Origin of the sequence: Bacillus sp. OTU2372 (assembly GCF_038440275.1) — a bacterium.
Lineage (GTDB): Bacteria > Bacillota > Bacilli > Bacillales > Cytobacillaceae > Neobacillus > Neobacillus bataviensis_B.
Window position 1 is genome coordinate 567,777 of record NZ_JASATK010000002.1, and the last position, 26,661, is coordinate 594,437.

General features: G+C 40.2%; 30 protein-coding genes and 7 tRNA genes. 11 read left to right on the forward strand and 26 right to left on the reverse strand.

Annotated elements, in window-relative coordinates:
- Positions 1–5: 5 nt before the first annotated feature.
- Together AAHB15_RS07630 and AAHB15_RS07635 are read right to left on the reverse strand one after the other, a co-directional pair.
- Entirely contained in the window at positions 6–1,430 is a 1,425-nt protein-coding gene (locus AAHB15_RS07630; protein ID WP_335572770.1) for a DHA2 family efflux MFS transporter permease subunit, read from the reverse strand.
- A 19-nt stretch (positions 1,431–1,449) separates the two neighbouring features.
- Positions 1,450–2,025, reverse strand: coding sequence for a TetR/AcrR family transcriptional regulator (locus AAHB15_RS07635; RefSeq protein ID WP_342042111.1), 576 nt, complete (start codon positions 2,023–2,025; stop codon positions 1,450–1,452).
- Positions 2,026–2,238: 213 nt separating this feature from the next.
- On the opposite strand from AAHB15_RS07635, the gene AAHB15_RS07640 reads away from it, so the two are divergent.
- Positions 2,239–3,609 carry a S8 family peptidase gene (locus AAHB15_RS07640; protein WP_335572704.1) on the forward strand — a complete coding sequence of 457 codons (1,371 nt, stop codon included), beginning with the start codon at positions 2,239–2,241 and terminating at the stop codon, positions 3,607–3,609.
- Between the two features lie 239 nt (positions 3,610–3,848).
- Here the strand turns inward: AAHB15_RS07640 and AAHB15_RS07645 are convergent, their stop codons facing one another.
- Complete coding sequence (locus tag AAHB15_RS07645) at positions 3,849–4,523, reverse strand: DUF421 domain-containing protein (protein WP_335572705.1); 675 nt, start codon at positions 4,521–4,523, stop codon at positions 3,849–3,851.
- A gap of 256 nt (positions 4,524–4,779) precedes the next feature.
- Between AAHB15_RS07645 and AAHB15_RS07650 the strand changes: the two genes are divergently transcribed.
- Positions 4,780–4,923, forward strand: a complete 144-nt coding sequence (locus AAHB15_RS07650; RefSeq protein ID WP_176541330.1) for a hypothetical protein — start codon at positions 4,780–4,782, stop codon at positions 4,921–4,923.
- 147 nt (positions 4,924–5,070) lie between these two features.
- Here the strand turns inward: AAHB15_RS07650 and AAHB15_RS07655 are convergent, their stop codons facing one another.
- A complete protein-coding gene (locus AAHB15_RS07655; RefSeq protein ID WP_098532173.1) occupies positions 5,071–5,322 on the reverse strand; it encodes a DUF1292 domain-containing protein in 252 nt (83 codons plus the stop codon).
- Positions 5,323–5,415: 93 nt separating this feature from the next.
- Complete coding sequence (locus AAHB15_RS07660) at positions 5,416–6,966, reverse strand: bifunctional GNAT family N-acetyltransferase/carbon-nitrogen hydrolase family protein (RefSeq protein WP_342042112.1); 1,551 nt, start codon at positions 6,964–6,966, stop codon at positions 5,416–5,418.
- A 182-nt stretch (positions 6,967–7,148) separates the two neighbouring features.
- Between AAHB15_RS07660 and AAHB15_RS07665 the strand changes: the two genes are divergently transcribed.
- Together AAHB15_RS07665 and AAHB15_RS07670 are read left to right on the forward strand one after the other, a co-directional pair.
- On the forward strand, positions 7,149–7,301 hold the full coding sequence (locus AAHB15_RS07665) for a hypothetical protein (protein WP_186446422.1): 153 nt from the start codon (positions 7,149–7,151) through the stop codon (positions 7,299–7,301).
- Positions 7,302–7,341: 40 nt separating this feature from the next.
- Complete coding sequence (locus AAHB15_RS07670) at positions 7,342–7,866, forward strand: GNAT family N-acetyltransferase (RefSeq protein ID WP_342042113.1); 525 nt, start codon at positions 7,342–7,344, stop codon at positions 7,864–7,866.
- A gap of 98 nt (positions 7,867–7,964) precedes the next feature.
- On the opposite strand, the gene AAHB15_RS07675 is transcribed toward AAHB15_RS07670, so the two are convergent.
- A complete protein-coding gene (locus AAHB15_RS07675; RefSeq protein ID WP_098532170.1) occupies positions 7,965–8,348 on the reverse strand; it encodes a hypothetical protein in 384 nt (127 codons plus the stop codon).
- A gap of 164 nt (positions 8,349–8,512) precedes the next feature.
- Between AAHB15_RS07675 and AAHB15_RS07680 the strand changes: the two genes are divergently transcribed.
- On the forward strand, positions 8,513–9,265 hold the full coding sequence (locus tag AAHB15_RS07680; protein ID WP_335572709.1) for an SAM-dependent methyltransferase: 753 nt from the start codon (positions 8,513–8,515) through the stop codon (positions 9,263–9,265).
- Between the two features lie 250 nt (positions 9,266–9,515).
- On the opposite strand, the gene AAHB15_RS07685 is transcribed toward AAHB15_RS07680, so the two are convergent.
- The 5 genes from AAHB15_RS07685 to AAHB15_RS07705 all read right to left on the reverse strand — a co-directional run bounded on the left by AAHB15_RS07685 (position 9,516) and on the right by AAHB15_RS07705 (position 13,044).
- On the reverse strand, positions 9,516–10,157 hold the full coding sequence (locus tag AAHB15_RS07685; protein ID WP_335572710.1) for an NAD(P)-dependent oxidoreductase: 642 nt from the start codon (positions 10,155–10,157) through the stop codon (positions 9,516–9,518).
- Positions 10,158–10,351: 194 nt separating this feature from the next.
- Positions 10,352–11,173: an MBL fold metallo-hydrolase gene (locus AAHB15_RS07690; RefSeq protein WP_335572711.1), complete on the reverse strand. Its 822-nt coding sequence runs from the start codon at positions 11,171–11,173 to the stop codon at positions 10,352–10,354.
- 15 nt (positions 11,174–11,188) lie between these two features.
- Complete coding sequence (locus tag AAHB15_RS07695; protein WP_342042114.1) at positions 11,189–12,154, reverse strand: quinone oxidoreductase family protein; 966 nt, start codon at positions 12,152–12,154, stop codon at positions 11,189–11,191.
- A gap of 75 nt (positions 12,155–12,229) precedes the next feature.
- Positions 12,230–12,394, reverse strand: coding sequence for a hypothetical protein (locus AAHB15_RS07700; RefSeq protein ID WP_342042115.1), 165 nt, complete (start codon positions 12,392–12,394; stop codon positions 12,230–12,232).
- An 11-nt stretch (positions 12,395–12,405) separates the two neighbouring features.
- Positions 12,406–13,044, reverse strand: a complete 639-nt coding sequence (locus AAHB15_RS07705; protein WP_342042116.1) for a hypothetical protein — start codon at positions 13,042–13,044, stop codon at positions 12,406–12,408.
- Between the two features lie 344 nt (positions 13,045–13,388).
- Between AAHB15_RS07705 and AAHB15_RS07710 the strand changes: the two genes are divergently transcribed.
- The 4 genes from AAHB15_RS07710 to AAHB15_RS07725 all read left to right on the forward strand — a co-directional run bounded on the left by AAHB15_RS07710 (position 13,389) and on the right by AAHB15_RS07725 (position 16,245).
- Complete coding sequence (locus AAHB15_RS07710) at positions 13,389–13,979, forward strand: guanylate kinase (RefSeq protein ID WP_335572715.1); 591 nt, start codon at positions 13,389–13,391, stop codon at positions 13,977–13,979.
- 320 nt (positions 13,980–14,299) lie between these two features.
- Positions 14,300–14,719 carry a MarR family winged helix-turn-helix transcriptional regulator gene (locus AAHB15_RS07715; RefSeq protein ID WP_261380628.1) on the forward strand — a complete coding sequence of 140 codons (420 nt, stop codon included), beginning with the start codon at positions 14,300–14,302 and terminating at the stop codon, positions 14,717–14,719.
- 12 nt (positions 14,720–14,731) lie between these two features.
- Positions 14,732–15,937: an MFS transporter gene (locus AAHB15_RS07720; protein WP_342042117.1), complete on the forward strand. Its 1,206-nt coding sequence runs from the start codon at positions 14,732–14,734 to the stop codon at positions 15,935–15,937.
- 119 nt (positions 15,938–16,056) lie between these two features.
- Positions 16,057–16,245, forward strand: coding sequence for a hypothetical protein (locus AAHB15_RS07725; protein WP_098529020.1), 189 nt, complete (start codon positions 16,057–16,059; stop codon positions 16,243–16,245).
- A gap of 150 nt (positions 16,246–16,395) precedes the next feature.
- Here the strand turns inward: AAHB15_RS07725 and AAHB15_RS07730 are convergent, their stop codons facing one another.
- The 8 genes from AAHB15_RS07730 to AAHB15_RS07765 all read right to left on the reverse strand — a co-directional run bounded on the left by AAHB15_RS07730 (position 16,396) and on the right by AAHB15_RS07765 (position 23,851).
- Complete coding sequence (locus AAHB15_RS07730; RefSeq protein WP_335572771.1) at positions 16,396–16,908, reverse strand: response regulator; 513 nt, start codon at positions 16,906–16,908, stop codon at positions 16,396–16,398.
- A 135-nt stretch (positions 16,909–17,043) separates the two neighbouring features.
- On the reverse strand, positions 17,044–18,075 hold the full coding sequence (locus tag AAHB15_RS07735) for a fatty acid desaturase (protein WP_342042118.1): 1,032 nt from the start codon (positions 18,073–18,075) through the stop codon (positions 17,044–17,046).
- Positions 18,076–18,443: 368 nt separating this feature from the next.
- Positions 18,444–18,989, reverse strand: a complete 546-nt coding sequence (gene hxlB / locus AAHB15_RS07740) for a 6-phospho-3-hexuloisomerase (RefSeq protein ID WP_335572718.1) — start codon at positions 18,987–18,989, stop codon at positions 18,444–18,446.
- Positions 18,986–19,627, reverse strand: coding sequence for a 3-hexulose-6-phosphate synthase (hxlA, locus tag AAHB15_RS07745; protein WP_335572719.1), 642 nt, complete (start codon positions 19,625–19,627; stop codon positions 18,986–18,988). Before hxlA ends, hxlB begins: the two co-directional genes overlap by 4 nt.
- Before the next feature lie 108 nt (positions 19,628–19,735).
- Positions 19,736–20,713, reverse strand: coding sequence for a LacI family DNA-binding transcriptional regulator (locus AAHB15_RS07750; protein WP_335572720.1), 978 nt, complete (start codon positions 20,711–20,713; stop codon positions 19,736–19,738).
- 129 nt (positions 20,714–20,842) lie between these two features.
- Complete coding sequence (locus AAHB15_RS07755) at positions 20,843–22,129, reverse strand: MFS transporter (protein ID WP_342042119.1); 1,287 nt, start codon at positions 22,127–22,129, stop codon at positions 20,843–20,845.
- 1 nt (position 22,130) lies between these two features.
- Entirely contained in the window at positions 22,131–23,090 is a 960-nt protein-coding gene (locus tag AAHB15_RS07760; protein ID WP_335572722.1) for a sugar kinase, read from the reverse strand.
- Positions 23,087–23,851 (reverse strand): sugar phosphate isomerase/epimerase family protein, encoded by a 765-nt coding sequence (locus tag AAHB15_RS07765; RefSeq protein WP_335572723.1) that lies wholly within the window; start codon positions 23,849–23,851, stop codon positions 23,087–23,089. Before AAHB15_RS07765 ends, AAHB15_RS07760 begins: the two co-directional genes overlap by 4 nt.
- Positions 23,852–24,027: 176 nt before the next feature.
- Between AAHB15_RS07765 and AAHB15_RS07770 the strand changes: the two genes are divergently transcribed.
- A complete protein-coding gene (locus AAHB15_RS07770) occupies positions 24,028–24,993 on the forward strand; it encodes a LacI family DNA-binding transcriptional regulator (RefSeq protein ID WP_342042120.1) in 966 nt (321 codons plus the stop codon).
- A 147-nt stretch (positions 24,994–25,140) separates the two neighbouring features.
- Positions 25,141–25,932: a Cof-type HAD-IIB family hydrolase gene (locus tag AAHB15_RS07775; protein ID WP_342042121.1), complete on the forward strand. Its 792-nt coding sequence runs from the start codon at positions 25,141–25,143 to the stop codon at positions 25,930–25,932.
- A gap of 93 nt (positions 25,933–26,025) precedes the next feature.
- Here AAHB15_RS07775 and AAHB15_RS07780 read toward each other — a convergent pair.
- The 7 genes from AAHB15_RS07780 to AAHB15_RS07810 form a co-directional block, all read right to left on the reverse strand.
- Positions 26,026–26,099 (reverse strand) — tRNA-Ile (locus AAHB15_RS07780).
- 4 nt (positions 26,100–26,103) lie between these two features.
- Positions 26,104–26,177, reverse strand: a tRNA-Gly gene (locus AAHB15_RS07785).
- Positions 26,178–26,189: 12 nt separating this feature from the next.
- Positions 26,190–26,263, reverse strand: a tRNA-Cys gene (locus AAHB15_RS07790).
- A gap of 8 nt (positions 26,264–26,271) precedes the next feature.
- Positions 26,272–26,346, reverse strand: a tRNA-Gln gene (locus AAHB15_RS07795).
- Positions 26,347–26,363: 17 nt separating this feature from the next.
- Positions 26,364–26,439: transfer RNA gene (locus AAHB15_RS07800), tRNA-His, on the reverse strand.
- A 43-nt stretch (positions 26,440–26,482) separates the two neighbouring features.
- Positions 26,483–26,559, reverse strand: a tRNA-Asp gene (locus AAHB15_RS07805).
- 3 nt (positions 26,560–26,562) lie between these two features.
- Positions 26,563–26,636, reverse strand: a tRNA-Met gene (locus tag AAHB15_RS07810).
- Positions 26,637–26,661 lie beyond the last annotated feature (25 nt).

Genomic DNA, 26,661 nt, shown 5'->3' on the forward strand with positions numbered 1-26,661 from the left:
TTTATTTAAGATTGATGAGGCTTTTTGATGAATAACGAAAGGACAACATTAATCACCGCTAATACTAAACTAATAGTAAATACTACTGATGATCCCGCTGCTGCTGCTTGTGGCAGTTCATTGGCAGTGGCTGCTAAAAAACTATTCTCTTTGGCTGAAAAAATGGATACCAATACCGCAATACCGATAGCGCCAGCGACCTGTTGAAGCGTTTGAGTTAACGCAATTCCATCTGGATAGTACTGTTTCGGAAGCGAATTTAACGTGTTAGTTTGGACAGAAGCAAGAACAGCCCCTATCCCCAGCATCATGACAATATGTGTTACCACAACCATCCATATAGCTGTGTCTGCACCAAATTGTGAATAGAAGACATAACCAACCGCTACTAAAATGGTACCAGGCGTAATAACCGCTTTTGGACCATATTTATCAAATAATCGTCCAATGGTTGGGGCTAATACGCAGTTAAGTAAGCTTCCTGGCAGCAGGATAAGCCCTGTTGTAAAAGCAGCAATTAATAGAGCCATCTGCATATACATCGGTAAGATGACGAGCATGGACAACATATTAAAGAAAGTAATAAAAGTCATAATGACTCCAAGAACGAAAAGTGGGTATTTAAATGCGATTAGATTCAACATAGGAGTCTCCATTTTCGTTTGACGAATCGCAAAAATAATCAGTGCGATAAATCCAATAATGATGGATCCAAGAACTGTTGCACTCGTCCAGCCTGCCTCACCAGATACACTGAAACCATAAACAACCCCACCGAATCCAATTGTCGAAAGAATAACCGATACTGCATCAATCGAAACCTTACGAACCTCATTTACATTCGGCAAATAAAGCACCCCGAAAATAAGAGAAAACAGTAAGAAAGGTAATGTGACCAAGAAAATCCAATGCCAGGATAATGTATCTAATATAAGTCCTGCAATGGTTGGACCTAGTGCTGGACCTGCTAACATAACTAAGCCCATCACGCCCATCGCAGCTCCTCGTTTATTTGGAGGAAAGATCGTAAAAATAACATTTTGCGTTAACGGTAAAGCAATGGCTAAGCCTGCTGCTTGAACAACACGTGCCGTCAATAAAAGACTAAATACAGGTGCCACTGCTGCTAAAATAGTCCCGATAAGGGATAGTGATATAGAAGTCAAAAACATTTGTCTTGTTGTGAACTTTTGCATCAAAATACCGGTTACCGGCACTAGAATACCTAATGTTAAGAAATAACCTGTTGCTAGCCATCCAACTGTTGTTGCATTAGCATTAAATATTTGAGCTAAATCTCCTAACGCAATATTTAATGCCGTTTCACTAAATAGTCCCACAAATCCTGCCACAAAAAGAGCAGCCATAATCGGACCTGTTTTAATTTGATTGTTTACCAGCGATCCTGCTTTAGCTTTTTGATTTGTCATTGATTCCGTTACAATTTGTTCACTCATGTATTTTTTTAAACTCCTTTAATAGATTTAGTAATAGTTGCGAAATAACCTTTAATGGATCGCTTGCTTTTTGTGTTAAACAAAGCATAATTCCACCTTCCATAGAGGCCGTCATCATCAGCGCAATGGATTCAGCAGATTCTTTCGGTAATCCATCTGCCGCTAACTTGTTCGAATAAATTCCTTGTATTTTACTGTAAAGGTCCGAGTAAGCCCCTCGTACTGTCTCACTTAGTGAAGCTATTTCGCTGATAATACTGCTAAATGTAAATCCTGTAATCGTTCCTTCTGTTTCAAAATTAACGATTAATTTTTCAATCATTCTATTTGTAGCTTCTTGCGTAGTCGGATAAAGTTCAAAGATCTCTTTGATATCCTTTGTAATCACTTCGTTCAAAGAATGAAGACAAGCGATTAGTAATTCTTCTTTTCCATTTGGAAAGTGGTGATAGAACGAACTTTTTGAAAGGTCACATGCTTTTAAAATTTCGCTTAATCCTACAACTATATATCCTTTTTGTTGGAAAAGTGTTGTCGCGATGTTAATTATCAGCGATTTTGTATCCATTACCGAAGTACACCCCCACAATACCAACCGGTCTGTTTGTAACTATAACAAAAAATTTTTCCCTAAGTCAAAGATTTTTTTCACAAATTAGACACAAACATGGATGGATTCACTCGAAAAAATGTCAACCTATACTTGTTTTCCATCCACATTCATAAAAGTGCCTAAAAGTAACATGCTATAAATAAAACTATTTACTATTGAGGTGTAAGAATGCGAAATAGGTTAATTTTCGGTATTTTCACATTAGGTTTAGGTATTATTCTGTTTGCTACCATGCGTCCCTTTTTTTTAGATAAGGGTGAACAGCGAAACAATTTAAATTCAATCACTCGAACCGAAAACACTGGCAGACCCTTACAGGTACAAAATGTCCAGCATCGGAATGGAAAAATCCAAAGAATTAATATGATCAAGACCAATCATCAGCTAGTGCACAGGCTAAACAACAGCCCCTCTATAAAGGTCATCAACCATAACAAAAAGGACAAAAGCCACTACTATGAAAATGAAATAGTTGTAAATTTTAAGACGATTCCTCCTCAAGAAAAAATAGCTCAATATTTAAAAGATATTGATGGGAGTCTAAGGGAAAAACATGAGACCGTGTATATTTTTAAATCCAACAGTAAAACCGCAAACGAACTCGAAAAATACTTTATCAGAAACCAAACTGTTGAATATGCAGAACCTCATTATATCTTTGTACCGAATGATGTGAATGACACCTACTACCAAAGCTATCAATGGAATTTACCAGCGATTGGGACAGAGCAGGGATGGAATCTTACCCGCGGCTCCAAAAAGATAAAAATTGCAGTAGTTGACACTGGTGTAGACCTGGATCATCCTGACCTTGCGCGGCGCTTAACAACCGGTTATAACGCCATTGATGATAATAACAACCCCGATGACAATAATGGACATGGCTCACACGTGGCCGGAATTATTGCTGCCGATACGAATAATGGTGTAGGCATGGCAGGAATTACGTGGTACAACCCGATTATCCCTGTAAAAGTTATGGGTGCCGATGGGACTGGCGGTTCATTTTATGTTTCAAAGGGAATCCGCTGGGCAGTCGACCACGGGGCAAATGTGATTAATTTAAGCCTTGGAAATTACCAGAGCTGTGATGTATTAGAAAGTGCAATTGATTACGCTCAAGAAAAAAATGTCGTTGTAATCTCTGCGGCGGGTAATGATAATACAAGCCAGCGAAGCTACCCCGCTGCCTATCCAGGTGTCTTGGGGGTAGCGGCAGTAGATTGGGATGGAAAACGGGCAGAGTTCTCGAACTTTGGTGATTATGTAGATGTGGCAGCACCTGGTGTGGAAATTCCGAGTACTTTTTCCAATGGAGAGTATGCCGCCCTTTCCGGAACCTCAATGGCAGCACCACATGTCACCGCATTGGCTGGCCTGATCCGATCCATTAATCCGAAGCTAAAAAATACGGATGTAGTTAAAATCATTACCAGCAGTGCGCGGCCGGTGAATCAAAACAGACAAAGCCCTTACTATGGGAATGGGATTATAAACAATGCTGCGGCACTCCAAATGGCAGCGAAGAAGAACAAATAGTTGTTAATCCATACCGAATGGAACCTTTCATATGAAAAGCGTAAGGCGCCCGCCTATCGGCGACAAGCACAAGACGAGCCGGCTGAAAGGTTGTTCTTTAACCTTTTGGACGGATTGGCTTGTGACCTCGAGCCGATGGCGCCTGGAGCTAGACAATTCTCAAAGTCGAAAACTTTTATACTTGTTTATCTTTAAAAAATGGCTCAGTTCAACCGAACTGAGCCATTTTTCCCCACCAACTAGTTATATTCAGATATTTTCAAGCCATTATTTTCATGCCATTCTGCATACAATACTTCCTTATAATCGCTTATATTTTTATTCGTTAACTGCTCTTTGAGCCATTCTTCTGTTAATCCCGCTTCCATAAGATTGCCACTAATCAATTCCCCATCCATGATAAGCGCAAATGGTAAACTCACTTGTTTTTTTGGTATATTTAGGTCTTTCTTTGTAGGTGCCCCATAATCATGTTTCGGGGAAACGCTGATTTGTCCGTCCCGTTCCAAAATTACATATTCGGCCTCATAGATAGAAAAATAACCTTGCTTTCTCATTTGCTGTTGTAGTTGATTTAAATCAATATGATTCTTCTTTAAGCTGTTATAAAGGATTTGTCCATTTTTAATTAATAGTGCAGGTTCTCCTTCAAACCAGATTCTAAATACTATAAACTTTTGGGTTAATTTTTCAACACAATATATCAGCAGACCCCAAAACACAATAGTAAAAACAATTTCTGTTATATCAATCTTATCATCAAATACAGCATCCCCTACAAAATTCCCCATGACCAATCCGGTGATGAAATCAAAAGGAGTAATCTGTGAAAATTGAATTTTCCCCAAAAATTTTAATACAAGGAGAAGGGTAAAAAAACCGATAGTTAATTCCAGAGCAATATCTAAGTACATACATTTTTCTCTCCTATAAAAGGCCGTATATTATTTGTTCCATCTTTATTGTTACCAATTTCTAGATTTTAATATGTGCTCACTTTCTCTATCTTTTATAGGGTTTTTCAAGGAATACTAAAACAACATCAACTCTCTCATTTATCTGTATTATTTTGCTATTCCGTCTATTATGGAACCGCTTTCTTGTGAATAGAATCACATGTATAATAAGGATATTAGGAATTCAATAACCCAAAATGGGAGGAAAATGATCATGATTAATGATTTTTGGTTTGAACTAAAGAACTGGTTTTTTGGAGAGCCGATCGATGAAGTAGAAGAATTTGAGCGCCTCGAATCACAGCATACCAGAGTTCACCATGATCAAAATATTCACGAGATCATCCGTGTCCATTAAACTTTTACTATTACTATTCAAGTAAGCCTTCTAATTAAGGAGGGCTTCTTTTTTCTTTTATATAAAAATAAATAGTTGGGGGAATATTTCATGATTATAAAAGACTCAGTTCTAATGAACTGAGCCTTTTAATTATGATTACCTTTACTACTCGGCCGGTGCCTCTTCCACTGCTATTTGATAGGCATCCAATATCGCTTGACTTTCCATTGGATTGTTAATACCTACTAAGTATTGGTTTCCTTCCTCTCCTTCAATCTTCATGACAATCGTTTCGTCGTCCGCCGCTAGAAGTGCATAAGATTCCTCTTCCATATCAAACAATGCCTCAACGGCAAACCGTTTTTGAATGCCCTCATTATCTTCAATTGTTATATAATCTCTTGGTACGTCACCCATTCAATTCACCCCTTCCTATACGCTTCCCCTTACGAAGGAACGTTATTAGGGTATTTTAAAAAGCGGACAGTAATAGATTCTGCCCGCCTTCTCTCATGATTCGTTCATTAAATTTTTCCATTCAATTCTATACAAGTCCCGCCGACGATCCTGTAATTGTCGGACCGAACCAGATTTTTGGGAGCGTCTCAGCTTTTGGATATCCACGTCACCAACGACCACTGTATCGATATTGGCATCACATTCCCCAACAATTCCATCCCGGGCAAACTCAAAATCAGACGGGCTGAAAATTCCTGATTGTGCGTATTGGATATCCATGTTCTTCACATGAGTTAAGTTGCCGACCGTTCCGGCAATACAGGTATAAATTTGATTTTCGATCGCCCGTGCCTGCGCACAGTACCGAACTCGCAAATAGCCTTGACGGTCATCCGTACAGAATGGAACGAAGATGATATTTGCCCCCATATCAACGGCCATCCGGCCAAGTTCTGGAAATTCAATATCATAGCAAATGAGGATCGCAATTTTTCCACAATCCGTCTCAAATACATTAAAATCGTTCCCTTCAGAAATGCCCCACCATTTTCGCTCATTCGGTGTGATATGCAGCTTCGACTGCCTCTCAATCGTCCCATCCCGCCGGAAAAGATAGGCGACATTAAACACCTCATCATTTTCTACAACAAAATGGGAACCCCCGATAATATTAACGTTGTATCGAACTGCGAGTTCTGTAAACAGCTCGATATATGGATCAGTATAGGTTGCTAAGAGCCTTACTGCCTGGTCTGGCCTTTTTTCTTCTAAAAAGGACATCAATTGGGTAGTAAAGATCTCAGGGAATACAGCGAAATCAGAACCGAAGTCAGCCGCAACACTGACATAATATTCAACCTGACGCGTAAACTCGTCTAAGCAGTCAATTTTTTTCATCATATATTGAATCGCACATATTCGGACGGGATCTGACGCCCGGTAGACGCGCCGGGACTTAGGATGGTAATCGATATTGTTCCATTCCATCAAGGTCGCGAAAGCCTCCGATGCCTTGTCATCAGGCAGATAGCGGGTATTAATCCGTTTAATCCTAAACCCCTGAAGAAGTTGGAAGGATAATACCGGGTCATAAATACTATGTTTTTCAACAGCATCAACATATTCACGGGCGGTCATTTTATCTTTATATAAATGATAGTTAGGAATTCGTCCGCCAATAATGATGCTTTGCAGGTTTAACTGGCGGGCAAGTTCCTTTCGTGCCTCATAAAGCCGGTGCCCTAGTTTCATCCTGCGGTACTCAGGATCGACCATTACTTCGATTCCATAAAGGTTAAATCCATCAGGATCATGATTGGTGATATACCCGTTGTCCGTAATGGTGTTCCAAGTATGCTGGTCTTTGTATTCATCAAAATTGACGATTAGACTTGAACATGAGCCGACAATTTTGTCCTCATATTCCACACAGAATTGACCCTCAGGGAATATGCGGATATGACTGCGCAGCTGCTCGGGTTTCCATGGTTCCATATTAGGAAAGCAAACCTTGCCCAACGCTATAATCTCATCAATATCTTCCATTCGTATGTTGCGGATAATGATTTTTTTTTCATATTTCGATATATCTGTTTCAGTCACATTCTCACACCCTCTTAATAAGAGTCTTACCCTCATTTTCTTAAAATGAAACTATTTTCTATTTATAGTTCCCAACAAAATACTTAATTACATATTCTTTGTCATTTTTAACAAAGAAGGATATGTCGTAAAGGGTGGAGAATACACTTTAAGATATACTGATTATGAAAGGATGAGTGAAGATGACATTTATCTTGGGAATATTGGCATTACTAATTACGTTACTGGTCATTGCCACCATTTTATCGATAGAAGCACAGTTAAAGAAACTCAATATGACAAATAAGAAAATTCTTGAATTGCTTACTGAACTAAAGAAAGATGATATAAAGTGATTCTTAAAACTTGCGAATTTACCAAAAAGGAGACCCAATCATGATTGAACTACAATATTTTGATCGCTCTGATTTTCAACAACTTATTAGTTGGATTGACTCGCCTCAATTCCTTCTGCAATGGAGCGGTTCTGTATTCGACTATCCCTTGACGGAAGAGCAGCTAGAAAAATACATTGAGAATGCCAATAAAGAAGAATCGGATACTTTGGTTTATAAAGTAATCGATCAAGAAACTGGGGATGTTATTGGACATATCTCATTGGGAAAGATTGATAGAAAAAATAACTCTGCGAGAATTGGCAAAGTGCTTGTCGGTAATCAAGATGTTAGAGGTAAAGGGATCGGTCAGCAAATGATAAAGGCAATTCTTAAGATTGCATTTGATCAATTACATTTGCATCGAGTTAGTCTTGGGGTATTTGACTTTAATACTTCTGCGATTGCCTGCTATGAAAAAGCGGGTTTTATAAAAGACGGTCTACATCGGGATTCAAGTAAGAATGGGGACGAATATTGGAGTTTATGGGAAATGAGTATGTTAGAGGATGAGTGGTTAGCGTAAGAACCAAAAAATGACTTGGTACTCCCAAGCCATTTTTTTATATTGGAATGACTAAAAAAAAAAAGGACCCAGTACTTTATTAAACTGGATCCAGGGCTTTACAATTTCTCTTTGGTTAAGGATAATTCCTTTATTTTATCAATCCAATCCTTGAAACTCCCAAATTCATCAGGATCAAATCCAAAGTGTTCTTTTATAAGCCGGACTATCTCATTCTCCTGGTCTTGCAGGACGCCATCGGAATAAATCAATTGTAATAATTCAGTTAAAACGATATTTTTAGATCGTTCACTTTTGAAGGTTTTTAGAATATCCTCAACAGCCATCCCTGTCGGTACATAATCCTCAAGTTCCAATTCCTTCTGATACTTGTTAAGTATAGTGGTCTCAAATATCGATAAATTCCCATCAATTGATGCAATTAAAACAGCTAGTTCAAGAAAAGCGGTCTTTTCCTCTCGCTGAAGTTCTGCTAAAAACATCGCTACATCTCCTTTTCTTCTTTCTTAATATATACGAAAAAAGTTGGACTAAGTTTCAACTTTTTAAAAGATTGAACAGATTAGTTGTCCGCAGCCTGTATTATAATAAGTTGGTATAACCTTGATTAGTTTATGCAGTTATGATGATAAAAGGAGATTAAAAGATGGATCGAAATAAATTTTCATCTATAGCCCACCGTAATCATGCTTTTGCAAATCCTATCAGTGAAGCTAAACTTATGAAAATGGTAGGGATGGCTGGTCCAAAGGCTAACGATAAAGTGATAGATATTGGAGCCGGAAAATGTGAACTGTTAATCCGCTTGGTGGAAAACTATCAGGTAAAAGGGACGGCCATTGAATTGTATGACGGTGCAATGGAAGAAGCAAAACGAACGGCTGCTGGCCGGATTCCAGACGGAAGCATTGACTATATTGTAGAGGACGCAGGGATTGCAGTCAAAAGATTAGAACTTGGGAGTTTTGATTTAGGTGTTTGCATTGGTTCGTCTCACGCTTTGGGCGGTCTTGAGGTGACCTTAAGGACGCTTAAAGATCTCGTAAAGAAGAATGGCTTTATTCTAGTTGGTGAAGGGTATTGGAAGCAGACACCAAGTTCTGAGTATTTAGAGGCGCTTGGCGGTGCGGATGAGTCGGAATGTAAAAGTCATGCCGATACGGTCATGGCTGGCGAGGAGTTAGGTTTAATTCCGATCTGGTCCTATGTGGCAAGTGATGAGGAGTGGGATGATTATGAGTGGCTTTATTCTTCTTCTATTGAGAAATATGGTTTAGAGAATCCAGATGACCCGGATGTTGACGCAATGCTAGAGCGAATTCGGTCTTGGAGACGTACGTATTTGAAATGGGGCCGTGATACTTTGGGATTTGGGTTGTATTTGTATCGGAATGTGTAAGCTCATTAACAGTGTATATTCTTTGTGGGATGGAAATTTTTATGAAGGACAATTTGGAGACTAAACTATCAAGCTTTGTCCTTCAAAGCCTTGATGAAGGACATTTTTGAGTTGGCACTTTTCAGTTTTGTCCTTCATACCCACGATGAAGGACTTTTCGAAATTGATCCACACCGTCTTGTCCTTCACATCATCCCTGTATCCAAATAAAATACCATTAGCCTATTTTTACTAATGGTATTTTTTATTGTTATTCAGCTTCAGACACTAAAGTAAATCTCTCATTAATGTGTTGTGGATTTTCAATTTCATCTAATACTGCAATGGCAAAATCTGCGTAACTTACATAGCTTTGTCCTTGTGGATTTACCAAAATGCGATCTTTTCCTTTTGTGTACGACCCAGTTCTTTTTCCTTCTGGATTAAAAAATGCTGCAGGACTAATAAATGTCCACTTTATATCGGTTGAATTTTGCAAATCCGCTAGGTTTTTCCCTTGATTTAATGCAGTAGGATAATACTCTTTTGGAAAATCTGGAGTATCCATAACACGAGTGGTTTTAGCTTCATCCACAAACAGGCTGCCTGCCCCACCGACAACAATTAATCTTGTTACTGGTGCACCTTTTAGCGCCTCAATTAAGACCCTGCCTGCATCAACATGAAGGTGTTCTTGCCCAGGTGCGGCACCATACGCATTTACAACCACATCAAATTGGTTAACGTCTACTGATTTTAATGCAAAAATGTCTTTTTCTAACACTGCAACTGATTCGTTTTGAAGTTTAGTTGCATTACGAACGATTGCCGTTACTTCGTGGCCTCTTTCAAGGGCCTCTTTTAAAATAAGGCTTCCTGCTTTTCCAGTAGCACCAATAATACCAACTTTCATATTTAACTCCCCCATTTACGTTTATCGTGTAACTAATATGATTACATGTAATAATATAAGTTGCAGGTTGATCGTTTGTCAACATGTATATTCTAAACTAATAAAAAGGAACCTATCCTCACAGATGCACGAGGATTAGGTTCCTTATTGTTATATATAGATAATTAGAAAAAGTAAATTGCGTTTATTCCCCTTCAACTGCCAACATACTCCTTCCGCACAATCTTCACATTGTCTTTATGACATTCCTTCGTAAAGTTAGACGGAAAAGGCATTTCTTTTTCCAAGGCTCTCTGCCGCTCAACATCCTCGTCGACCACAGCAGCAATCAAACGGCCTAGATAATCCTGCGACAGTTGGATCCGGCGCTTAATCTCTGCTTGTTCAGAAGTAGTTTGCCCATGCCCCGGGACCAGTACCGAAACCTTATGATTTAACAAAAGTTGTTCCGCCTTCCGCAATGTTTCCTCATACGCTTTTGCACTATAGTAGATAAACGGCAGCTCAAAATCGGAAAGGTAATCGCCCGCCACCCAAAGCCCCAGCGGATCTACCAAAGTAAATAAGCCATCCTGCGTATGACCCTGCGCTAGGTAAAAGATTAGCGTCGTCTCTCCCAACACCAGCTGCTGTCCATCTTTATGGATCACGTAATCTATTTCCGGAAAGCCAACCTCGTAAGGAGGCTCAATATAATACTCATTATAAAATTGCTGAATCAGCTCTAATTTTTGCGCTTTTTCTGGATGTTCCTGCAAGCCTTTGCTGCCAATCACTTTCGCTTCCGGGAACGCATGATATCCGATGATATGGTCGAAATCTCCGTGTGTAAACAAAAGATACACGTCCCGATCCCCCTTAACACGGTAAACATGTTCCTTGATTTCCTCTATTTCATGTGGGAGCCAGTTTGGATCTACCACGATCACGAGGTCCTTCGTCAACGCTACCGTACAAGTTGTCTGAAATAAGGCACTTTGAAATACCGTTATCGATTCATTTTGAAATTGAATCATGGCTGCTCCTTCTCTCTAAGGAATTAATAATATTTTCCCTGTACTCTTGCGGCTTTCAAGATACCGGTGAGCTTCCTGCCCATCCTTTAACGCGAAAATGGTTGGGGCTGCTACCCGGACTTTCCCCTCTTCCATCCAGCGGAAAAGCTCTCTTGACCTAATGACCCTCTCTTCACGGGAAGTCAGCACGTTCCATAGATCTCCGCCAGTCAGGGTCTTGGAGGTATCCATTAACATTCTTGGATCCACAAGCGCTGGGTCTCCTCCAGCCATGCCATAGAAAACCACCGTTCCGCCAACTCGCGTCACCTCAAAACTATCGGAAAGTGTGGATCCTACTGATTCATAAACCACATCGACGCCTTTACCGTTTGTCGACTCAAGAACCTGGCTTTTCCAATCATCCTGATACAAGTAAACTTTTTCGGCTCCTGCCTCCTTAGCAGCAGCCGCTTTTTCAGGAGATGAGGTTAACCCAATTACCTTTCCCCCGAGCAGGTTTACGATTTGGACGAGCAGCTGTCCAACACCGCCAGCAGCGGCATGAACCAGAACAACATCATTCTCTTTCACAGCGTAGCTGTCCCGCGTTAAATAGTGTGCAGTTAAACCTTGAAGCAATACAGATGCGGCATCATTCAATGAGATCTGCTCCGGAACTGGTATGGCCTTTTCAAAAGGGACAGCAGTCAGCTCAGCATTCGCATAGGGGACATCAGCGAATGCGATTCGGTCGCCCACCTTAATGCCCCCCACATTTGCTCCTATTTTTTCAACGATTCCAGCCCCTTCATACCCTAAAATGTAAGGTGGCTCTCCCGCTAAGTGGTAGTTTCCTTTTCTTCTGTAGATATCAGCAAAGTTGAGGCCAATCGCCTTCATTTTTACTAGAACTTCATCCGGACGGATCACTGGTTGTCCGATTTCTGTATATTCGAGAACATTTGGTCCTCCAAAAGTATTAAATACTAGTGCTTTCAACTAAATACCCTCATTCATACTAAATTTAATGATTACGTCTTTATTATTTAGAATTGTCGTTTAGAAAGCAAGTAACTAGTCATGTCCCTCTAGCGTGACTAGCTGGTCGATCACTTCCCCCTGTTCCTTTGCAGCCACATCATTTGAGATATTCCCGATTTGTGACCGGACAAACACTTCATGTAAATGGCGGGCAAGTAACTTCATCCTAATCAGAAAGGGCGGTTGGATACCATCCACCGCCCTTACCTTTATTCAGGAATCGTAATCTCCAGCTTACCTTTTTCGTTCGTTACCTCCACTATCTTATCAACAAACAAATATGGCGTATCATACCGGTCTTGCTTTTTGATATCGACATAACTATTATTCGCCGTCAGGACCGGAAACACCGCATTTGTTTTCTTAAATAAGTTTTGGGTAACCTCTATCTCTGCCATTAGGATAATCTGTTTATTGGAAAGCGCAAAATATAACTTTCCAATTTCACGGTCATCCTCAATAATCAGAACCTGTTGCAGAACCGAAATCAGGCATGTTACAAAATCATTCACCTGTTCGTTTGATAACCCTTCTAATCCAAAAGCCGCCAAAGTTTTGTTAAGTCCATTCTTTATTTCCTTAAACGAAAATACATCTTCAATTCGGAAAGCCGATTTGGTTTTCCCAAGACTTTCGAACTTTTTTTTCGTTTCAAACAGGTATTGTTTTACATAGCCTTGATGCTGATCACGCAGCATCACAAAATCAGACAGCTCTTGTATGCTTCCAAACTCTTTACTCTGATTCCGAATGACTAGTAAAAAACCATATAGATCTTTCTCATCAAAGGTGTTTCCTACCAATTTTTCATAATAATAATGCAGTAATGATTGCTCTTTCTTATCCATTGTTGTTCTCCTACTATTTAAATATCCTATCTATTGTACCGTATGGCAGTCTGAATCTACTAATCTTTCTTTTTAATAAGTAAAACTTATCGCATTTAATAAAAATTAATTACTTTTTTTTATCGCTGATTTAGGTTATGATAGAGGAAAGGACCTTTTGGGTTTGACTTCTCTTAACATCCATTATTCTGATTATGCATTTGGGATTACTTTTTTTGAAATAAAATCATCCAAAAAACCCATCTATTTCCACCGCATATTTGATATAATGGTAGTAAACCCCATAAACACCTGCAAAACCCACTAGTAACTATTTTTTCATTAATACCAAAGGAGGCTTCACTATGTATCAAATCAAAGGAAAAGAAAAAATATTTGTGTATACAGGTCCCGATGGATCAGGTCGAAAGACGATTGCGAAAATGGTCGCTACCGCGTTTGATATGGAAACTGTCATCTCTTACACCACTCGTTCCCCACGTCACTATGAAAAAAATGGTGAAGACTACCACTTTGTCAGCGAAGAAACCTTCAATCAGATGGAAACTAACCAGGAATTTCTTGAAAGTGTTGAAATTGACGGGATTCATTATGGAATCCGTGAACAGGACATTGTTGAGGCTTTTCAAAATCACGACTACGTCTATTTAACATTAAATCCAGAGGGAACGGAAAAGTTAAAAAAGATGTATGGCGAAAATGTGGTCCGAATTTTCATCTATGCTGACCGGGATACCGTAATCCAAAGACAGCATGACCGGCAAGATCCTGATGATGCAATTGAACGGCATATGACCCATTACGATGAAACCATGAGTTATAAAAACAGCTGTGAGTATGCATATGAAAATTATGATTCCCCACAGGTTGCTTATCAAATCAGCGAATTGATTGAATCCTTTTTAGATCGGAACCTAACTGTAACAGATTACTAAGTAGTTATAAGAAAAGCGCAAGCGCCTTGGTCAGCCCCGACAAGCATAAGACGAGCCGGACGAAAGGTTGCTTTTTAACCTTTTGGCCGGATTGGCTGTAGACCATCGAGGGGCTAGGCGCTGGAGCTAGACAATTCTCAAAGTTAAAAACTTTTATACTTTCTTATCTTATAATAAAGGCAAACAGTGCCCAACACTGTTTGCCTTTTTTTATTTATGGACTGGACATAATACAAGTAATTGTGTTAAATTATTATAGTTACCTATGATAACTATTACCCACGGTAACTAATTTTCAAAGAAATAAAGAGGTGTTTTCGATAAAAACTTCACAAAAGTTCTTTCACCAATTACTTATGATGTATCGGCCGTTTGAAAATAGGCTGAATGTTCATCTAGCAGAGCACCAGCTTTATAGAGCACAATGGACGATTTTATACTACTTAGCTAATAATGAATCAGCGACACTAGTGGAGCTTTCCCATTATATGAGTGTAGAGAAACCCACTGTTACCCGAACGATTAACCGTTTAGAGGAGCTTGGGCTTGTCGAACATGTCCCCGGAAAGGACAAACGTGAAAAGAGAATGCAGCTTTCGGCTGCTGGACAAAAAGTATATAAAGATGTGCGTGTAACAATTGACCAATACGAACAAGAAATCTTAGAAGGGATCACGGAGCAGGAGCAAATTGAGGCCATCCGGATCATGGGGGAAATTCGAAATAATATTACAAAGTAAGGGGTTAATAAAGTGAATTCATCAAGGTTATGGACAAAGGATTTTATTATTGTTTCTGGTATCAATTTTCTAATAAACCTTGTGTTTTATTTATTAATAGTCATTATTGGGGAGTACGCAGTCGATCAATTTCATGCTTCCACTAGTGAGGCAGGCCTTGTCACAGGTATCTTTATTATCGGCTCTTTAATCGGCAGACTTTTTACCGGACGTTTCATAGAGTCATTAGGACGCAGAAGAACGCTATTTATTGGTCTGGTTTTCTTTATCATAACGACAATTCTTTATTTAATCAGCTCTAATATAGGCATCATGCTGACTACCCGTTTATTACATGGTATTGCTGCTGGTATTGTCGGAACAGCTACTGGTACGGTCGCCGCACAAATTATTCCGGCCGCACGAAAAGCAGAGGGAATTGGTTACTTTAGCATGAGTACTACCCTAGCTACAGCAATTGGCCCTTTCATCGGACTATATATGACGCAGCATACCACTTTCCAAATGATTTTTATTTTTTCCGTCATTTTGGGAATCATAAGTTTCATCACATCATTGTTTGTTTATGTTCCTGCCGTAACCGTAACTGCCAAACAAACTGGCGAAATACAAGGAGGAGGCTTTAAGCTTTCAAACTTTATTGAGCCTAAGGCTGTGCCGATTGCCCTCATAACACTTGTTATTTCTTTTTGTTATTCAAGTGTTCTTTCATTTATAAAGTTCTATGCAAATGAAATTAACCTAGTTAGTGCAGCAAGCTTTTTCTTTCTTGTTTATTCGGTTGCTGTTTTATTCTCACGCCCTTTCACCGGCCGCTTGATGGACACGAGAGGTGCAAACTATATTATGTACCCTGGCTTTGTTATTTTAGCAGCTGGAATGGTGCTTCTAAGTTCGGTCAATTCAGGGCTTATGTTACTTGTGGCCGGCGCTCTGATTGGTCTTGGCTTTGGAAATATGCAATCAAGCACACAGGCTATTGCAGTCAAATTAACACCGGCGCACCGGATGGGATTGGCCACTTCAACATTCTTTATCGCTCTTGATGCCGGACTAGGGTTTGGACCTTATATACTTGGATTCATCATTCCCGTAACGGGTTATAGATCATTATATGTGATTCTTGGATTAGCTGTTTTTGTATCTACGGTTCTGTACTATTTCTTGCATGGTAAAAAGGAACATGAGTTACGAGCAAATCTTAAGTCAGCAGCATAAATATAGGTAAGAGGCGAAAGGCTTTTGCCTCTTTTTTTTATACAAGTCTAACATTTGCATAAGACCTGCTTGAAGGAAATAAGATAAATAAGGATCCTAAATAGAGGGGTTGTTCTAGGGTGGCCATATTTAATAAAATTGCATTATTTTTTGTCATTTTGTATTCCGTTATCATTTTGATAAATACTTATTTAGGAGAAAGTGAACGGCTTCAATCAAATGTCATGTTTTTTTTGATGAATGGGTTTGCCTATATTGTCTCGGCTTTGGAAGTAGAAAAAGAGAAACAAATTGTTTTGGAGACCTGATTTTCTTCCGATTTTCACATCAAGAAAGCAAGTGATTTTTAATTAAACGTTTGATTAGTTTAGTGAAAATATTAATTAAACGTTTGATTAGTTTTATGTAAAAGGCGCCTGCACCTTTACCCGGTGCAAGCGCCTTTTATTATTAAAATATTAACCTGTAGGGAGCTTCATTTTTTCCTTTATCGTAGAAAGATATCTTTTTACAGTCCCAAGCATCGGCTTATCGTGCGGTATTAAATCATTACTTGTTTCCATACCTTCTTGCTCAAATCTTTCGTCCATTAGTTCATGAGAATAAATTCGCCCGCCAGCGAAAATGCTTCGAATAGAACATGCTAACTCTTCACTGGGACTATCTTTCAGTAAATATCCTCTTACATCCGCTTTTAACGCCCGCTGCCAATAGCCTTGTCTAGCAAAGGTAGTCAAAATAATCACCTTACAGCCCAATGGTTTTAGGATTTCAGCTGCCTCTAGGCCGCTTTTGATGGGCATCTCGATATCCATTAGACAAACATCCGGCTTTAAACATTGTACAAGCCTTATGGCCTCTTCCCCATCTGCCGCAAGACCGATGACTTCCATATCATCTTCCAAATTGAGGAGAGTACCAATTGCCTCTAACAGCATTTCCTGATCTTCCGCTATTACAATTCGAATCACATTTGTTCTCTCCTTATCCGCAGCTAAGGAAATGCGCAAGTACCCGTTTAGTTGGTGTTGAAACTGGCACATTCTCTATTTTTATACTTACTTATAAGACATCGACTCCTCCTGATAGAGAGGAGTCAGCCCATTTTATAATTCAGGTTTTGCTTGAACAGCTATTCTCTTTTTCGCAACAGCTTTTATATCCTTAAAAGTGATAAAGTTCTTTGCTTTCTCATCCCAAAGACGGAATCGCAGTGAACGAAGGCTTGTCGCAAGAGTAATCGTAGGGACGTGCTGTAATGGCGAGGTGCTAGTGTGCGCCTCTTCGAGTTTATAATTAGGGACCCTTGGACTTAAGTGGTGAACATGGTGAAAGCCGATATTACCCGTTAGCCATTGTAATACTTTCGGAAGCTTGTAGAAGGAACTTCCTTCGACGGCTGCTAAAACATATTCCCACTCTTTGTCATGCTCAAAATATGAGTCTTCAAAGGTATGCTGTACATAGAACAGCCAAATACCTGCTGCTCCTGAAATCATGAAAATGGAGCCTTGCACTAACAAAAACAACTGCCAGCCGAGCGCCCAACAAAGCAAGGCAACCAAGGCCACTATTATAATATTAGTTAAATAAGTGTTGTTACGTTCCTTTGTTCTGGCACCTTTACGGTTGAATCTATTTTTTAAAAGGAATACATAAATGGGACCTAATCCAAACATAACCAAAGGATTGCGATAAAATCGATATGCCAACCGCGTTTTCAGCGGTGCAGCTAGATATTCTTCAACTGTCAGCGTCCAAATATCCCCTGTGCCACGCTTATCTAAATTGCCGCTTGTAGCATGATGAACGGAGTGGTCATGTCCCCATTGATCAAAAGGATGCATGGTAAGAACACCCATACACGTTCCTACAATACGGTTGGCACGACGGCTCTTAAAAAAGGAGAAATGCGTACAATCATGGAAAATAATAAAAATTCTTGTTAAAAAACCTGCTGCAATTATAATCGGAACCAAAGCTAACCAATACGACACCGACAGGCTCGCGTAAGCTAGGTACCAAAGTGCAATAAAAGGGACAACTGTGTTGATAATTTGGAAAATACTTTCTTTAGTTGTTGATTTTTCAAACGGAGCTACTTGTTTCTTTAAATTTTTCGTATCATGTATGGTCATTTCGTAAATTCCCTTCCTTCTTATTCTTACTTCAAAGTATAGAGGAAGGTAAATGTACATGTTAGTAGCAGGTGTCATATGACAACCATGATAAATGTCATATTTACGGTGTAAATATTGCAAATGGTGTCAGGCACCGTTGATTTTACTCGGTTTTCAGCGAGGTAATTGGAAGAAATTACATAATATTATTTAAAAGTTTTTTATTGACTTCTCTCTTCCCACGTTTCAACTTCAAGAAAAAGGCTGATTCAAAGGTCTCCTTTGAATCAGCCACGCTTTGAAACTCATCATTGTCAATTTGCATGTAGGATGGACACTGTACACGAGTGGTGTCAGGCACCATTTATACTATTTACAACATCCCGCTATTCTAAATTGCTATGGCGGGCGAAGGCGTCATTGTTGCTTACGCTGCTTAGTTGGCTGTACTGAAGACAGATGGTGTCAAATAGCAGGTGGACGCATTGGTCGAATAAGGAGCCCAGCGGCTGAATGGTTTTTAGTTCATTTTCACGGCGGTATTTGGTTGCTGCCGGAACATGCAGGATTTTAGTTGCAGCCGCTGCTAGTGGTGATTCTGGATTAGTTGTCACTGCAATAACCTGGCAGCCAAGTGATTGTGTCTTTTCAGACGTCCAAACAACACTCTTGGTTGTTCCAGACCCCGATACGGAGACCAATAGATCTCCTTCACCAATCGCTGGAGTGATTGTTTCTCCAACAACATACACCGTTGCACCTAAGTGCATTAATCTCATCGCGAACGATTTGGCCATTAATCCTGACCGTCCTTCACCAATGATAAAAATACGTTCTGCCTTTTGTAATTCAGCAGCCAATTCTTGCAGTTGTTCTTCTGCCACTTGGCTTAATACTGTCTCAATTTCCTTTAAAATAGTTGAAACGATCATACTAACTCCTCCTGTTGGCAAACTTGTTTGAACTTATCAGCCGCTTCAGCGGGATTTTCTGCTTTCGTAATCGCCGATCCAATAATCGCAACAGCGGGATTCAATGTTGCCCTTAATGCACCAATTGACTCCAAAGTAATTCCGCCGGCAGCTGCCACCTGAATGGCAGGATCATCAAAAAGCTGCCCATCCTTGTCTCCGCGATTCAGCGAGCCCGCTTCCTCTTGCTCATCCTTACTGACATGATCACAAAAGATGGCTTCCTTGTATTTCATTAATGCACTTTTTTGCTCTGAGGATGTATTCAATAAGTCAATCATGACTTTCTTATTATACCGACGGGCCACTTCCATACATGCATCGATGGTAACAAGCGGTGATACGCCCATAACGGTCGCCACATCCGCCCCCGCTTCGAAACACATTTCAAATTCATAACGGGCATTATCAATGGTTTTAATATCCGCGACCACTTTTTTTTCAGGAAATGCCTGTTTCAGTTCTCTCACACTGGCAACACCAAATTCTTTGATTAAGGATGTCCCCACCTCAATCCAATCAATCGAATCTGTGACTTTCCTCGTAAGCTCAATGGCTTCTGCAATCTCCATTCGATCCAAAGCTAATTGAATTTTCATTAAAATAAACTCCTTTTCCTTAAAAGTAAAACGGTTTACTAAATCGATTTAGTAAAAGTATACGACATTTTAACACAATTGAATAGAGGGGATGACCAACATCCCCAGCTATACCAACTTACTAGGAAAAACAAACTCTTCTGGCTCTCTGTCGACTTTATTAATTTGTTCAAATAATAGTTCCGCAGCCTTTGTTCCCATCTTGCTTGCTGGTTGAATAATAAATGTAACCGGCGTTTCCACCACCTGGGCAAACGGAATATTATCAAATACTACTAACTCGATATCCTGACCAATCTTCAATCCTTTATCTCTTAGACACCCGACTACCTCTAAAAAGACACGATCATTACCAGCAAAGATGGCTGTCGGCCTTTCCTCCAATGAAAAGAGTTCTTCAAGCCTACTTTTCATCCCCGGAATATCAGATTCTATCACATAATCAGGGTTGATTTCGAGCCCGGCATCTTTCATGGCCAGCTGATAGCCCTCAAATCGCTCCGTCCGGGTACTCACCTTCAAGGGCTGGACGGCAAATGCAATTCTCCGATGCCCTTTCGCCACAAATTGCTGAATCGCACGATAAGTTGACTCCCTATTATCCGTCACAATTGAAAAAACAGATAGATTTTGCACTTTCCGGTCCACAAACACAACCGGATAACCTTGCCTAATCATATTCTCGTATAATTGATTATTTTGTCCGGTTGGAAAAATAATCAAGCCATCCACTTGTTTGGCCCGCAGCATGTCAATATACTTCTTTTCCTTTTCAGGATCATCATCGGCATTACACACGATCGCATGCAGGTCGTGATGGTTGCAATAATCCTCAATCGCCCTGCTTACCTCGGTTGAAAAATAATGCATAATATTCGCGACAATAATCCCCACCATTGAGGTCCGTTTCTGCTTTAAACTTCTAGCAATATAGTTAGGCTGATACCCCAATGCTTCAATGGCTTCTTCAATTTTTTGCTTTGTTTTTTCACCCATATATTCAAAGCGATTATTTAAATACTGTGAAACCGTACTTTTGGAAACACCAGCTGCTTTCGCAACATCTGCCATCGTCACTTTTTCCATTTTACTCGTCCTCTTTCATTCACTATCGATGATTTCATTTTAGCGGCAATGATGTAAATTTACCAGTTACTAAAAAAAGAGGACGATAGTTGGCTGCGCCGCCTATCATCCATCACTAGTTTTTCAACTTTAAGCAGTTACTTTCACCCCAGATGACTTGCGGTTACTTTCCTTTTTTGCAGCCTTTACCGCCCAAACGGTTAAAATTGCAGAAAGGAATAATGAACCTGCCATAAAGATGTAAGACGCACCAAATCCACCTGTAGCTCCATTTAAGTACCCAACAATATACGAACCAACAAATGAACCTAACGCACCCATACTGTTAATAAGAGCCATTGCACCACCTGCCACATTACGAGGGAGGATCTCAGGAATAATCGCAAAGAACGGTCCGTATGGAGCGTACATTGCCCCGCCTGCAATTACAAGCAGGATAAACGAAATCCAGAAATGATTTGTGCCAATCGCATATGAAGCATAAAAGGCAACTGCACCAATGAATAGGAATGGCCAAACAAAACCGCTGCGATTTAACGTTTTATCTGAGAAATAGGAAGCCGCTAGCATTAATACAACTGCTAAAATATAAGGTACAGATGATAACCAGCCTGTTGTTACTATATCCATGTTTGGTGCTGCTTTAATGATCGATGGAAGCCACATGACAAAACCATATACCCCAATGCTCCAAAGGAAGTATTGAGCACTTAATAAAATAACTGGTTTTGATTTGAATGCTTCACCGTAATTTTTAACCGCTTTCAAACCCTCTTGTTCTTTTTCTAATTGTAGTTCAAAATCACGTTTTTCTTGTTCTGTTAACCATTTTGCATCTCTTGGCTTATCATTAACTAACTTCCACCAGATGAAGGCCCAGATGACTGCAGGCATCCCTTCAACGATGAACATCCATCTCCAGCCTACAGAGTTTAATAAGTAACCGGATACAATTGACATCCATAAAACAGTTGCAGGGTTACCTAAAATTAGGAATGTATTCGCACGAGAACGTTCTGCTTTTGTAAACCAGTGGCTTAAGAATACAAGCATTGCCGGCATAACAGCACTTTCGACAACCCCAAGCGCAAACCGAATCACAAATAATAGATTGATATTGGTGATTAAACCGGTCGCTGATGCTAAAGCGCCCCATAAAATCAATGACCAGAAAATCAGTTTCTTTGCACTTTTCTTTTCAGCATAACTAGCACCAGGCACTTGGAAAAAGAAATAACCTAAGAAAAATAGCGAGCCAAGTAATGATGAAGTACCGGGTGTAATATGAAGATCCTTTGCTAATCCTGCCGCTGCCCCGAAACCATAGTTAGCACGGTCAAGATAAGCAAGACTGTAGGTGATGAACGCAATTGGAATTAAGCGAAGCCATCTTTGTTTTGCGATCGTTTGTTTCATCTTATTTCACTCCCTGAAAATTTTTTTCGATATACGCTAGCAGCTTATCTTTCGTCGGATAACCGTCATTGTCTCCCGGTGCTTGAACTGCAAGGGAACCAATCGCGTTTCCTCTTATAACCGCCTCTTTAATGTTGAGTCCATCTAGTAATCCACTAATAACTCCTACCGCAAATCCGTCCCCAGCGCCCACAGTATCAATAATTTTCTTCACTTTAAAACCTGGCACCGTCCCTTCTTCTGACGTTGTTTTATAAAATGCCCCCGCGCCGCCAAGCTTAATCACGACAAGCTTAACACCTTTATCAAGGTAAAAAGAAGCTATATCACGAGGATCGTTGAAACCGGTTAAAATTTCTCCCTCAGCAATCCCTGGCAGAACATAATCAGCCTGAAATGCCGCTTCGTTAATATGTTTAACCATTTCTTCCTGTGAACTCCAAAGACTTGGGCGCAAATTCGTATCAAAGGAAACGGTGCGGCCATTTTTTTTCATAAAGGCTAACGCATGATTAGCAAATTCCCTTGCCTCTTCCGAAATCGCTAATGGAATCCCCGTCATATGCATGTGTTTAGCTGCTAAAAAATACTCTTCCTTAAAATCGGCTATATTTAGATGACTTGCTGCCGACCCTTTGCGAAAATATTGTACCTCAGGGTCACCTTCAAGCACCTTTGATTTCAACTGAAATCCTGTTGGATATTCGTCATCAAACCAAACATGATCAATGTTGACGTTTTCATTTTTCAGGCGGTCGAGAACGAACCTGCCAAATGCGTCATTCCCCAGTTTACTTGCCCAGCCGGCGGAAAGTCCAAGCCTTGCAAGACCGATAGCGACATTGGTTTCAGCACCAGCAAGTTCCCGTGTAAACTGACTTACTTCATGTAAAGCACCCGGTTGATTGGCGATAAACATCGTCATCGCTTCTCCAAAGGTAACAACATCTAGCTGTTTCATGATAATAACGCCTCTCTTTCTCTAGCCATATCCGAAATCATTTGGATATAGTCCTTCGTATTTTCTTTCGGAACAATTGGAAACTCTAGTGCCTTCAAGATATCCGCCGGAAAACTACTCATTACTTTCTTCCAGCTGTGCTCCCCAACCGGCTGAAGCGGTATGGTTTCAAGCGTATTCGTAACTTGTTTTAAATGAAGATAGCTGACATATGGAGCCAGTTTTTTGAGCGCTTCCTCTACATCCTGCCCGGAAAAATACCAGTTTCCTGCATCAAAGGTCATTTTGACTGGTACCTCCTGTTCGACAACGCTTTCAAAGAATGCCTGTAGATGCTGAACATTTCCTCCATAAGGGGTCTGATCATTTTCAACCAACAGTTGTATTTCCTTTTGCTTCTTTAGGAACTCACCTAGTTCGACGATATTTGATTTATCTTGCTTAAAATGTCCTAATGATACCTTTACCCAGTTTGCACCTAGGACAACAGCTTCTTGAAAAATGTTATTCAACTGCTCTTTGTTTAACTGACAATCCTCTTTCCAGCATTCAATTGGAGCAGAATAAACAGTGAATAGTCCAAAGCGGTCAATTTCACTCTTTATTTGATCAAGCTGATGGTCGCCTGCCGGCAATAATTCGCGGCGAATCTCTATACCATAAGCTCCGGCCTCAGCAATCAGTTTTACAAATGAGCTTTGACCATTTGTTGTCACTTCGCTGCTGTCAAAAGCATTTAATGGGACAATTACGTTTTTCATAATAAAGATCCTTTCTAGATGAACATTATTCTAAAACGTTTTAGTAAATCGGTTTAGTAAATCGATTTATCTGTATTATAAACCCGATGAAAGCGTTTTTGCAAGCATATTTTTTAAAAAATATGCCCTATGTACTATAATCGTATTAACTAGCACGAATTAGGGTAGGTGATGAGATGACAAACATTAGAGATTTAGCCAAGATGGCTGGAGTTTCAGTAACCACTGTTTCAAGGGTCTTGAATAGTCACCCCTATGTAAGTGAGGAAAAAAGAGAAAAGGTCTTAGCCGCCATTAAGGAAAGTAATTATCAGCCCAATATTAATGCGGTCCATTTAAGCATGGGCAAGACCTTTCTTATTGGTGTGGTCGTACCCTTTATAGACCATCCATACTTTTCTCGCTTAATAAAGGGCATCGCTGCGGAAGCATTACGCCATAACTATAAACTAGTCCTATTTCAGACCAACTACGATGAGGATAAGGAGCTTGAGGCCTTGCAAATGCTTAAACAAAAGCAGATTGATGGTTTAATTATTTGTTCAAGGATCTCCAGCTGGCCCATTATCGAAGAATATTTATCCTATGGCCCGATTACATTATGTGAAGATACCAGGGACAGGAAGGTTTCCTCCACATTTGTAGACCACTATCAGGGTTTCATGACAGCTCTTGAGTACTTATACGAAAAGGGTCATCGTAAAATCGGCTATTGCATCTACCGCAGCTCGGGTACAAATAGCAAAAATAGAGCTTTAGCCTACCAGCATTTTATTGAAAAATATCAGCTGTCCTACAATCCCGAATATATTATTAGTCACTGTCTCCATTTTGAAGATGGCGAAAAAGTAGTCGATAAAGTTCAACAAATGGCTAATCCCCCTTCCGCTTTGCTGGTAACAAGTGATGAAGTGGCAGCAGGAGTTGTCACCAGTGCGCACAATCGTAATATCTCCATTCCGAATGATTTAGCCATTATTGGTTTTAACAACCAGCCAATTGCACAAATGATGCATATCACGACAATCGAAATCCCTCTAATGGAAATAGGCAAGAAACTGTTTCTGCAGGGGATTTTCCAAAGTGACGAGCCTTTTTATCAAGAAGTGCCTGTTACATTAATTAAACGAGGGACCGTATGATTTTATAAAAGAATGCTAAAATATACTTGACCTGAAACGCGTTTCATAAAATATGCTTTAGGTGCAAGACCATACAACACTTGTCGGCGTGATCAGGTGCCCGCTCGAGCGTAACGACAGTGTTGTATTCTACCGGAGGTGTATAAAATGAAACAACCAATTGTTTTTTTTGATATTGATGGAACTCTATTAGATGATACAAAAGTAATACCAGCGTCCACAAAGAAAGCTGTACGTCAGCTTCAGGATAAAGGGATTCAAACCGTCATTGCCACGGGCCGTGTCCCAAAAATGTTTTATTGGATTCAAAAGGAACTAAATATTGATTCTTATGTATCCATGAATGGTCAATATGTGGTGTACCAAGGAAAAGAGGTATACTCCAATCCAATTAAACCTAGTGTCCTGCAATCCATGTCAGCAATAACGGCTCGTAACGGTCATGCGTTAGCTTACTGTAGCCATGAAGATTATAAGGTTAGTGAGAGAAACCATCCGTTTATTGAAGCCAGCTTTGATTCATTGATGATGCCCTATCCTGAAGTGGATAAAGAGTATTATAACGAATTGTCCATCTATCAAGGCCATTTATATTGCGGCGAAAAGGATGCCCAGCAGTATATCGACCATTTCCCTGATTTCAGCTTCGTAAAGTGGCATGATGTAGCCTACGACATTCTCCCTCGTGGTGCTTCAAAAGCAATTGGAATTCGTAGACTGCTAGAAGTATTAGATATGGATGAAAAAAGGGCCTTTGCCTTTGGGGATGGATTAAATGACATTGAGATGTTGACAACGGTTGGAACAGGTGTAGCGATGGGGAATGCCGTGCCTGAAGCAAAAGCAGCGGCTGATGTCATCACAACCTCTTCTTCTAAAAATGGAATCCTTAATGGACTTATCAAGGTTGGACTGTTGGAGGAAGGGATTGCCTCTTAATTTAAACGAACAGTGCTGGTCACTGTTCGTTTTTAGTTTAAAGGTAATAAAAAAATGCCTGACTCCCAAATGGAAATCAAGCATTTTATTAAGTGGGCCTAAATGGACTCGAACCATCGACCTCACGCTTATCAGGCGTGCGCTCTAACCAGCTGAGCTATAGGCCCATATTGGAGCGGGTGATGGGAATCGAACCCACTACATCAGCTTGGAAGGCTGAGGTTTTACCAGTAAACTACACCCGCAATATAAAAGTTTGGAGGCAACACCCGGATTTGAACCGGGGATAAAGGTTTTGCAGACCTCTGCCTTACCACTTGGCTATGCTGCCTAAAAAAATGGCTGGGCTAGCTGGATTTGAACCAACGCATGTCGCAGTCAAAGTGCGATGCCTTACCGCTTGGCTATAGCCCAATAGTTAAAAAAGAAAATGGGGCGACTGATGGGAATCGAACCCACGAATGCCTGAACCACAATCAGGTGCGTTAACCACTTCGCCACAATCGCCGTAATATACATATCAATAGCAGCTAAGCTACTAGTTTAAAAATGGCGGTCCGGACGGGACTCGAACCCGCGACCTCCTGCGTGACAGGCAGGCATTCTAACCAACTGAACTACCGGACCAAATTGCGGGGGCAGGATTTGAACCTACGACCTTCGGGTTATGAGCCCGACGAGCTACCAGACTGCTCCACCCCGCGATAGTAAAAATTATTAAATTTGGAT

Bases quoted from the DNA above. Each gene is read 5' to 3' on its own strand.
- AAHB15_RS07645 (WP_335572705.1), bottom strand. From the start codon at position 4,523: ATGTACTTAGATATTGCTCTGGAATTAACTATCGGTTTTTTTACCCTT.
- AAHB15_RS07710 (WP_335572715.1), top strand. From the start codon at position 13,389: ATGTATCAAATCAAAGGAAAAGAAAAAATATTTGTGTATACAGGTCCC.
- AAHB15_RS07755 (WP_342042119.1), bottom strand. From the start codon at position 22,129: ATGAAACAAACGATCGCAAAACAAAGATGGCTTCGCTTAATTCCAATT.
- AAHB15_RS07670 (WP_342042113.1), top strand. From the start codon at position 7,342: ATGATTGAACTACAATATTTTGATCGCTCTGATTTTCAACAACTTATT.
- AAHB15_RS07630 (WP_335572770.1), bottom strand. From the start codon at position 1,430: ATGACAAATCAAAAAGCTAAAGCAGGATCGCTGGTAAACAATCAAATT.
- AAHB15_RS07760 (WP_335572722.1), bottom strand. From the start codon at position 23,090: ATGAAACAGCTAGATGTTGTTACCTTTGGAGAAGCGATGACGATGTTT.
- hxlA (WP_335572719.1), bottom strand. From the start codon at position 19,627: ATGAAAATTCAATTAGCTTTGGATCGAATGGAGATTGCAGAAGCCATT.
- AAHB15_RS07640 (WP_335572704.1), top strand. From the start codon at position 2,239: ATGCGAAATAGGTTAATTTTCGGTATTTTCACATTAGGTTTAGGTATT.
- AAHB15_RS07765 (WP_335572723.1), bottom strand. From the start codon at position 23,851: ATGAAAAACGTAATTGTCCCATTAAATGCTTTTGACAGCAGCGAAGTG.
- AAHB15_RS07680 (WP_335572709.1), top strand. From the start codon at position 8,513: ATGGATCGAAATAAATTTTCATCTATAGCCCACCGTAATCATGCTTTT.
- AAHB15_RS07655 (WP_098532173.1), bottom strand. From the start codon at position 5,322: ATGGGTGACGTACCAAGAGATTATATAACAATTGAAGATAATGAGGGC.
- hxlB (WP_335572718.1), bottom strand. From the start codon at position 18,989: ATGATCGTTTCAACTATTTTAAAGGAAATTGAGACAGTATTAAGCCAA.
- AAHB15_RS07675 (WP_098532170.1), bottom strand. From the start codon at position 8,348: ATGTTTTTAGCAGAACTTCAGCGAGAGGAAAAGACCGCTTTTCTTGAA.
- AAHB15_RS07705 (WP_342042116.1), bottom strand. From the start codon at position 13,044: ATGGATAAGAAAGAGCAATCATTACTGCATTATTATTATGAAAAATTG.
- AAHB15_RS07750 (WP_335572720.1), bottom strand. From the start codon at position 20,713: ATGGAAAAAGTGACGATGGCAGATGTTGCGAAAGCAGCTGGTGTTTCC.
- AAHB15_RS07635 (WP_342042111.1), bottom strand. From the start codon at position 2,025: ATGGATACAAAATCGCTGATAATTAACATCGCGACAACACTTTTCCAA.
- AAHB15_RS07665 (WP_186446422.1), top strand. From the start codon at position 7,149: ATGACATTTATCTTGGGAATATTGGCATTACTAATTACGTTACTGGTC.
- AAHB15_RS07770 (WP_342042120.1), top strand. From the start codon at position 24,028: ATGACAAACATTAGAGATTTAGCCAAGATGGCTGGAGTTTCAGTAACC.
- AAHB15_RS07775 (WP_342042121.1), top strand. From the start codon at position 25,141: ATGAAACAACCAATTGTTTTTTTTGATATTGATGGAACTCTATTAGAT.
- AAHB15_RS07735 (WP_342042118.1), bottom strand. From the start codon at position 18,075: ATGACCATACATGATACGAAAAATTTAAAGAAACAAGTAGCTCCGTTT.
- AAHB15_RS07690 (WP_335572711.1), bottom strand. From the start codon at position 11,173: ATGATTCAATTTCAAAATGAATCGATAACGGTATTTCAAAGTGCCTTA.
- AAHB15_RS07685 (WP_335572710.1), bottom strand. From the start codon at position 10,157: ATGAAAGTTGGTATTATTGGTGCTACTGGAAAAGCAGGAAGCCTTATT.
- AAHB15_RS07650 (WP_176541330.1), top strand. From the start codon at position 4,780: ATGATTAATGATTTTTGGTTTGAACTAAAGAACTGGTTTTTTGGAGAG.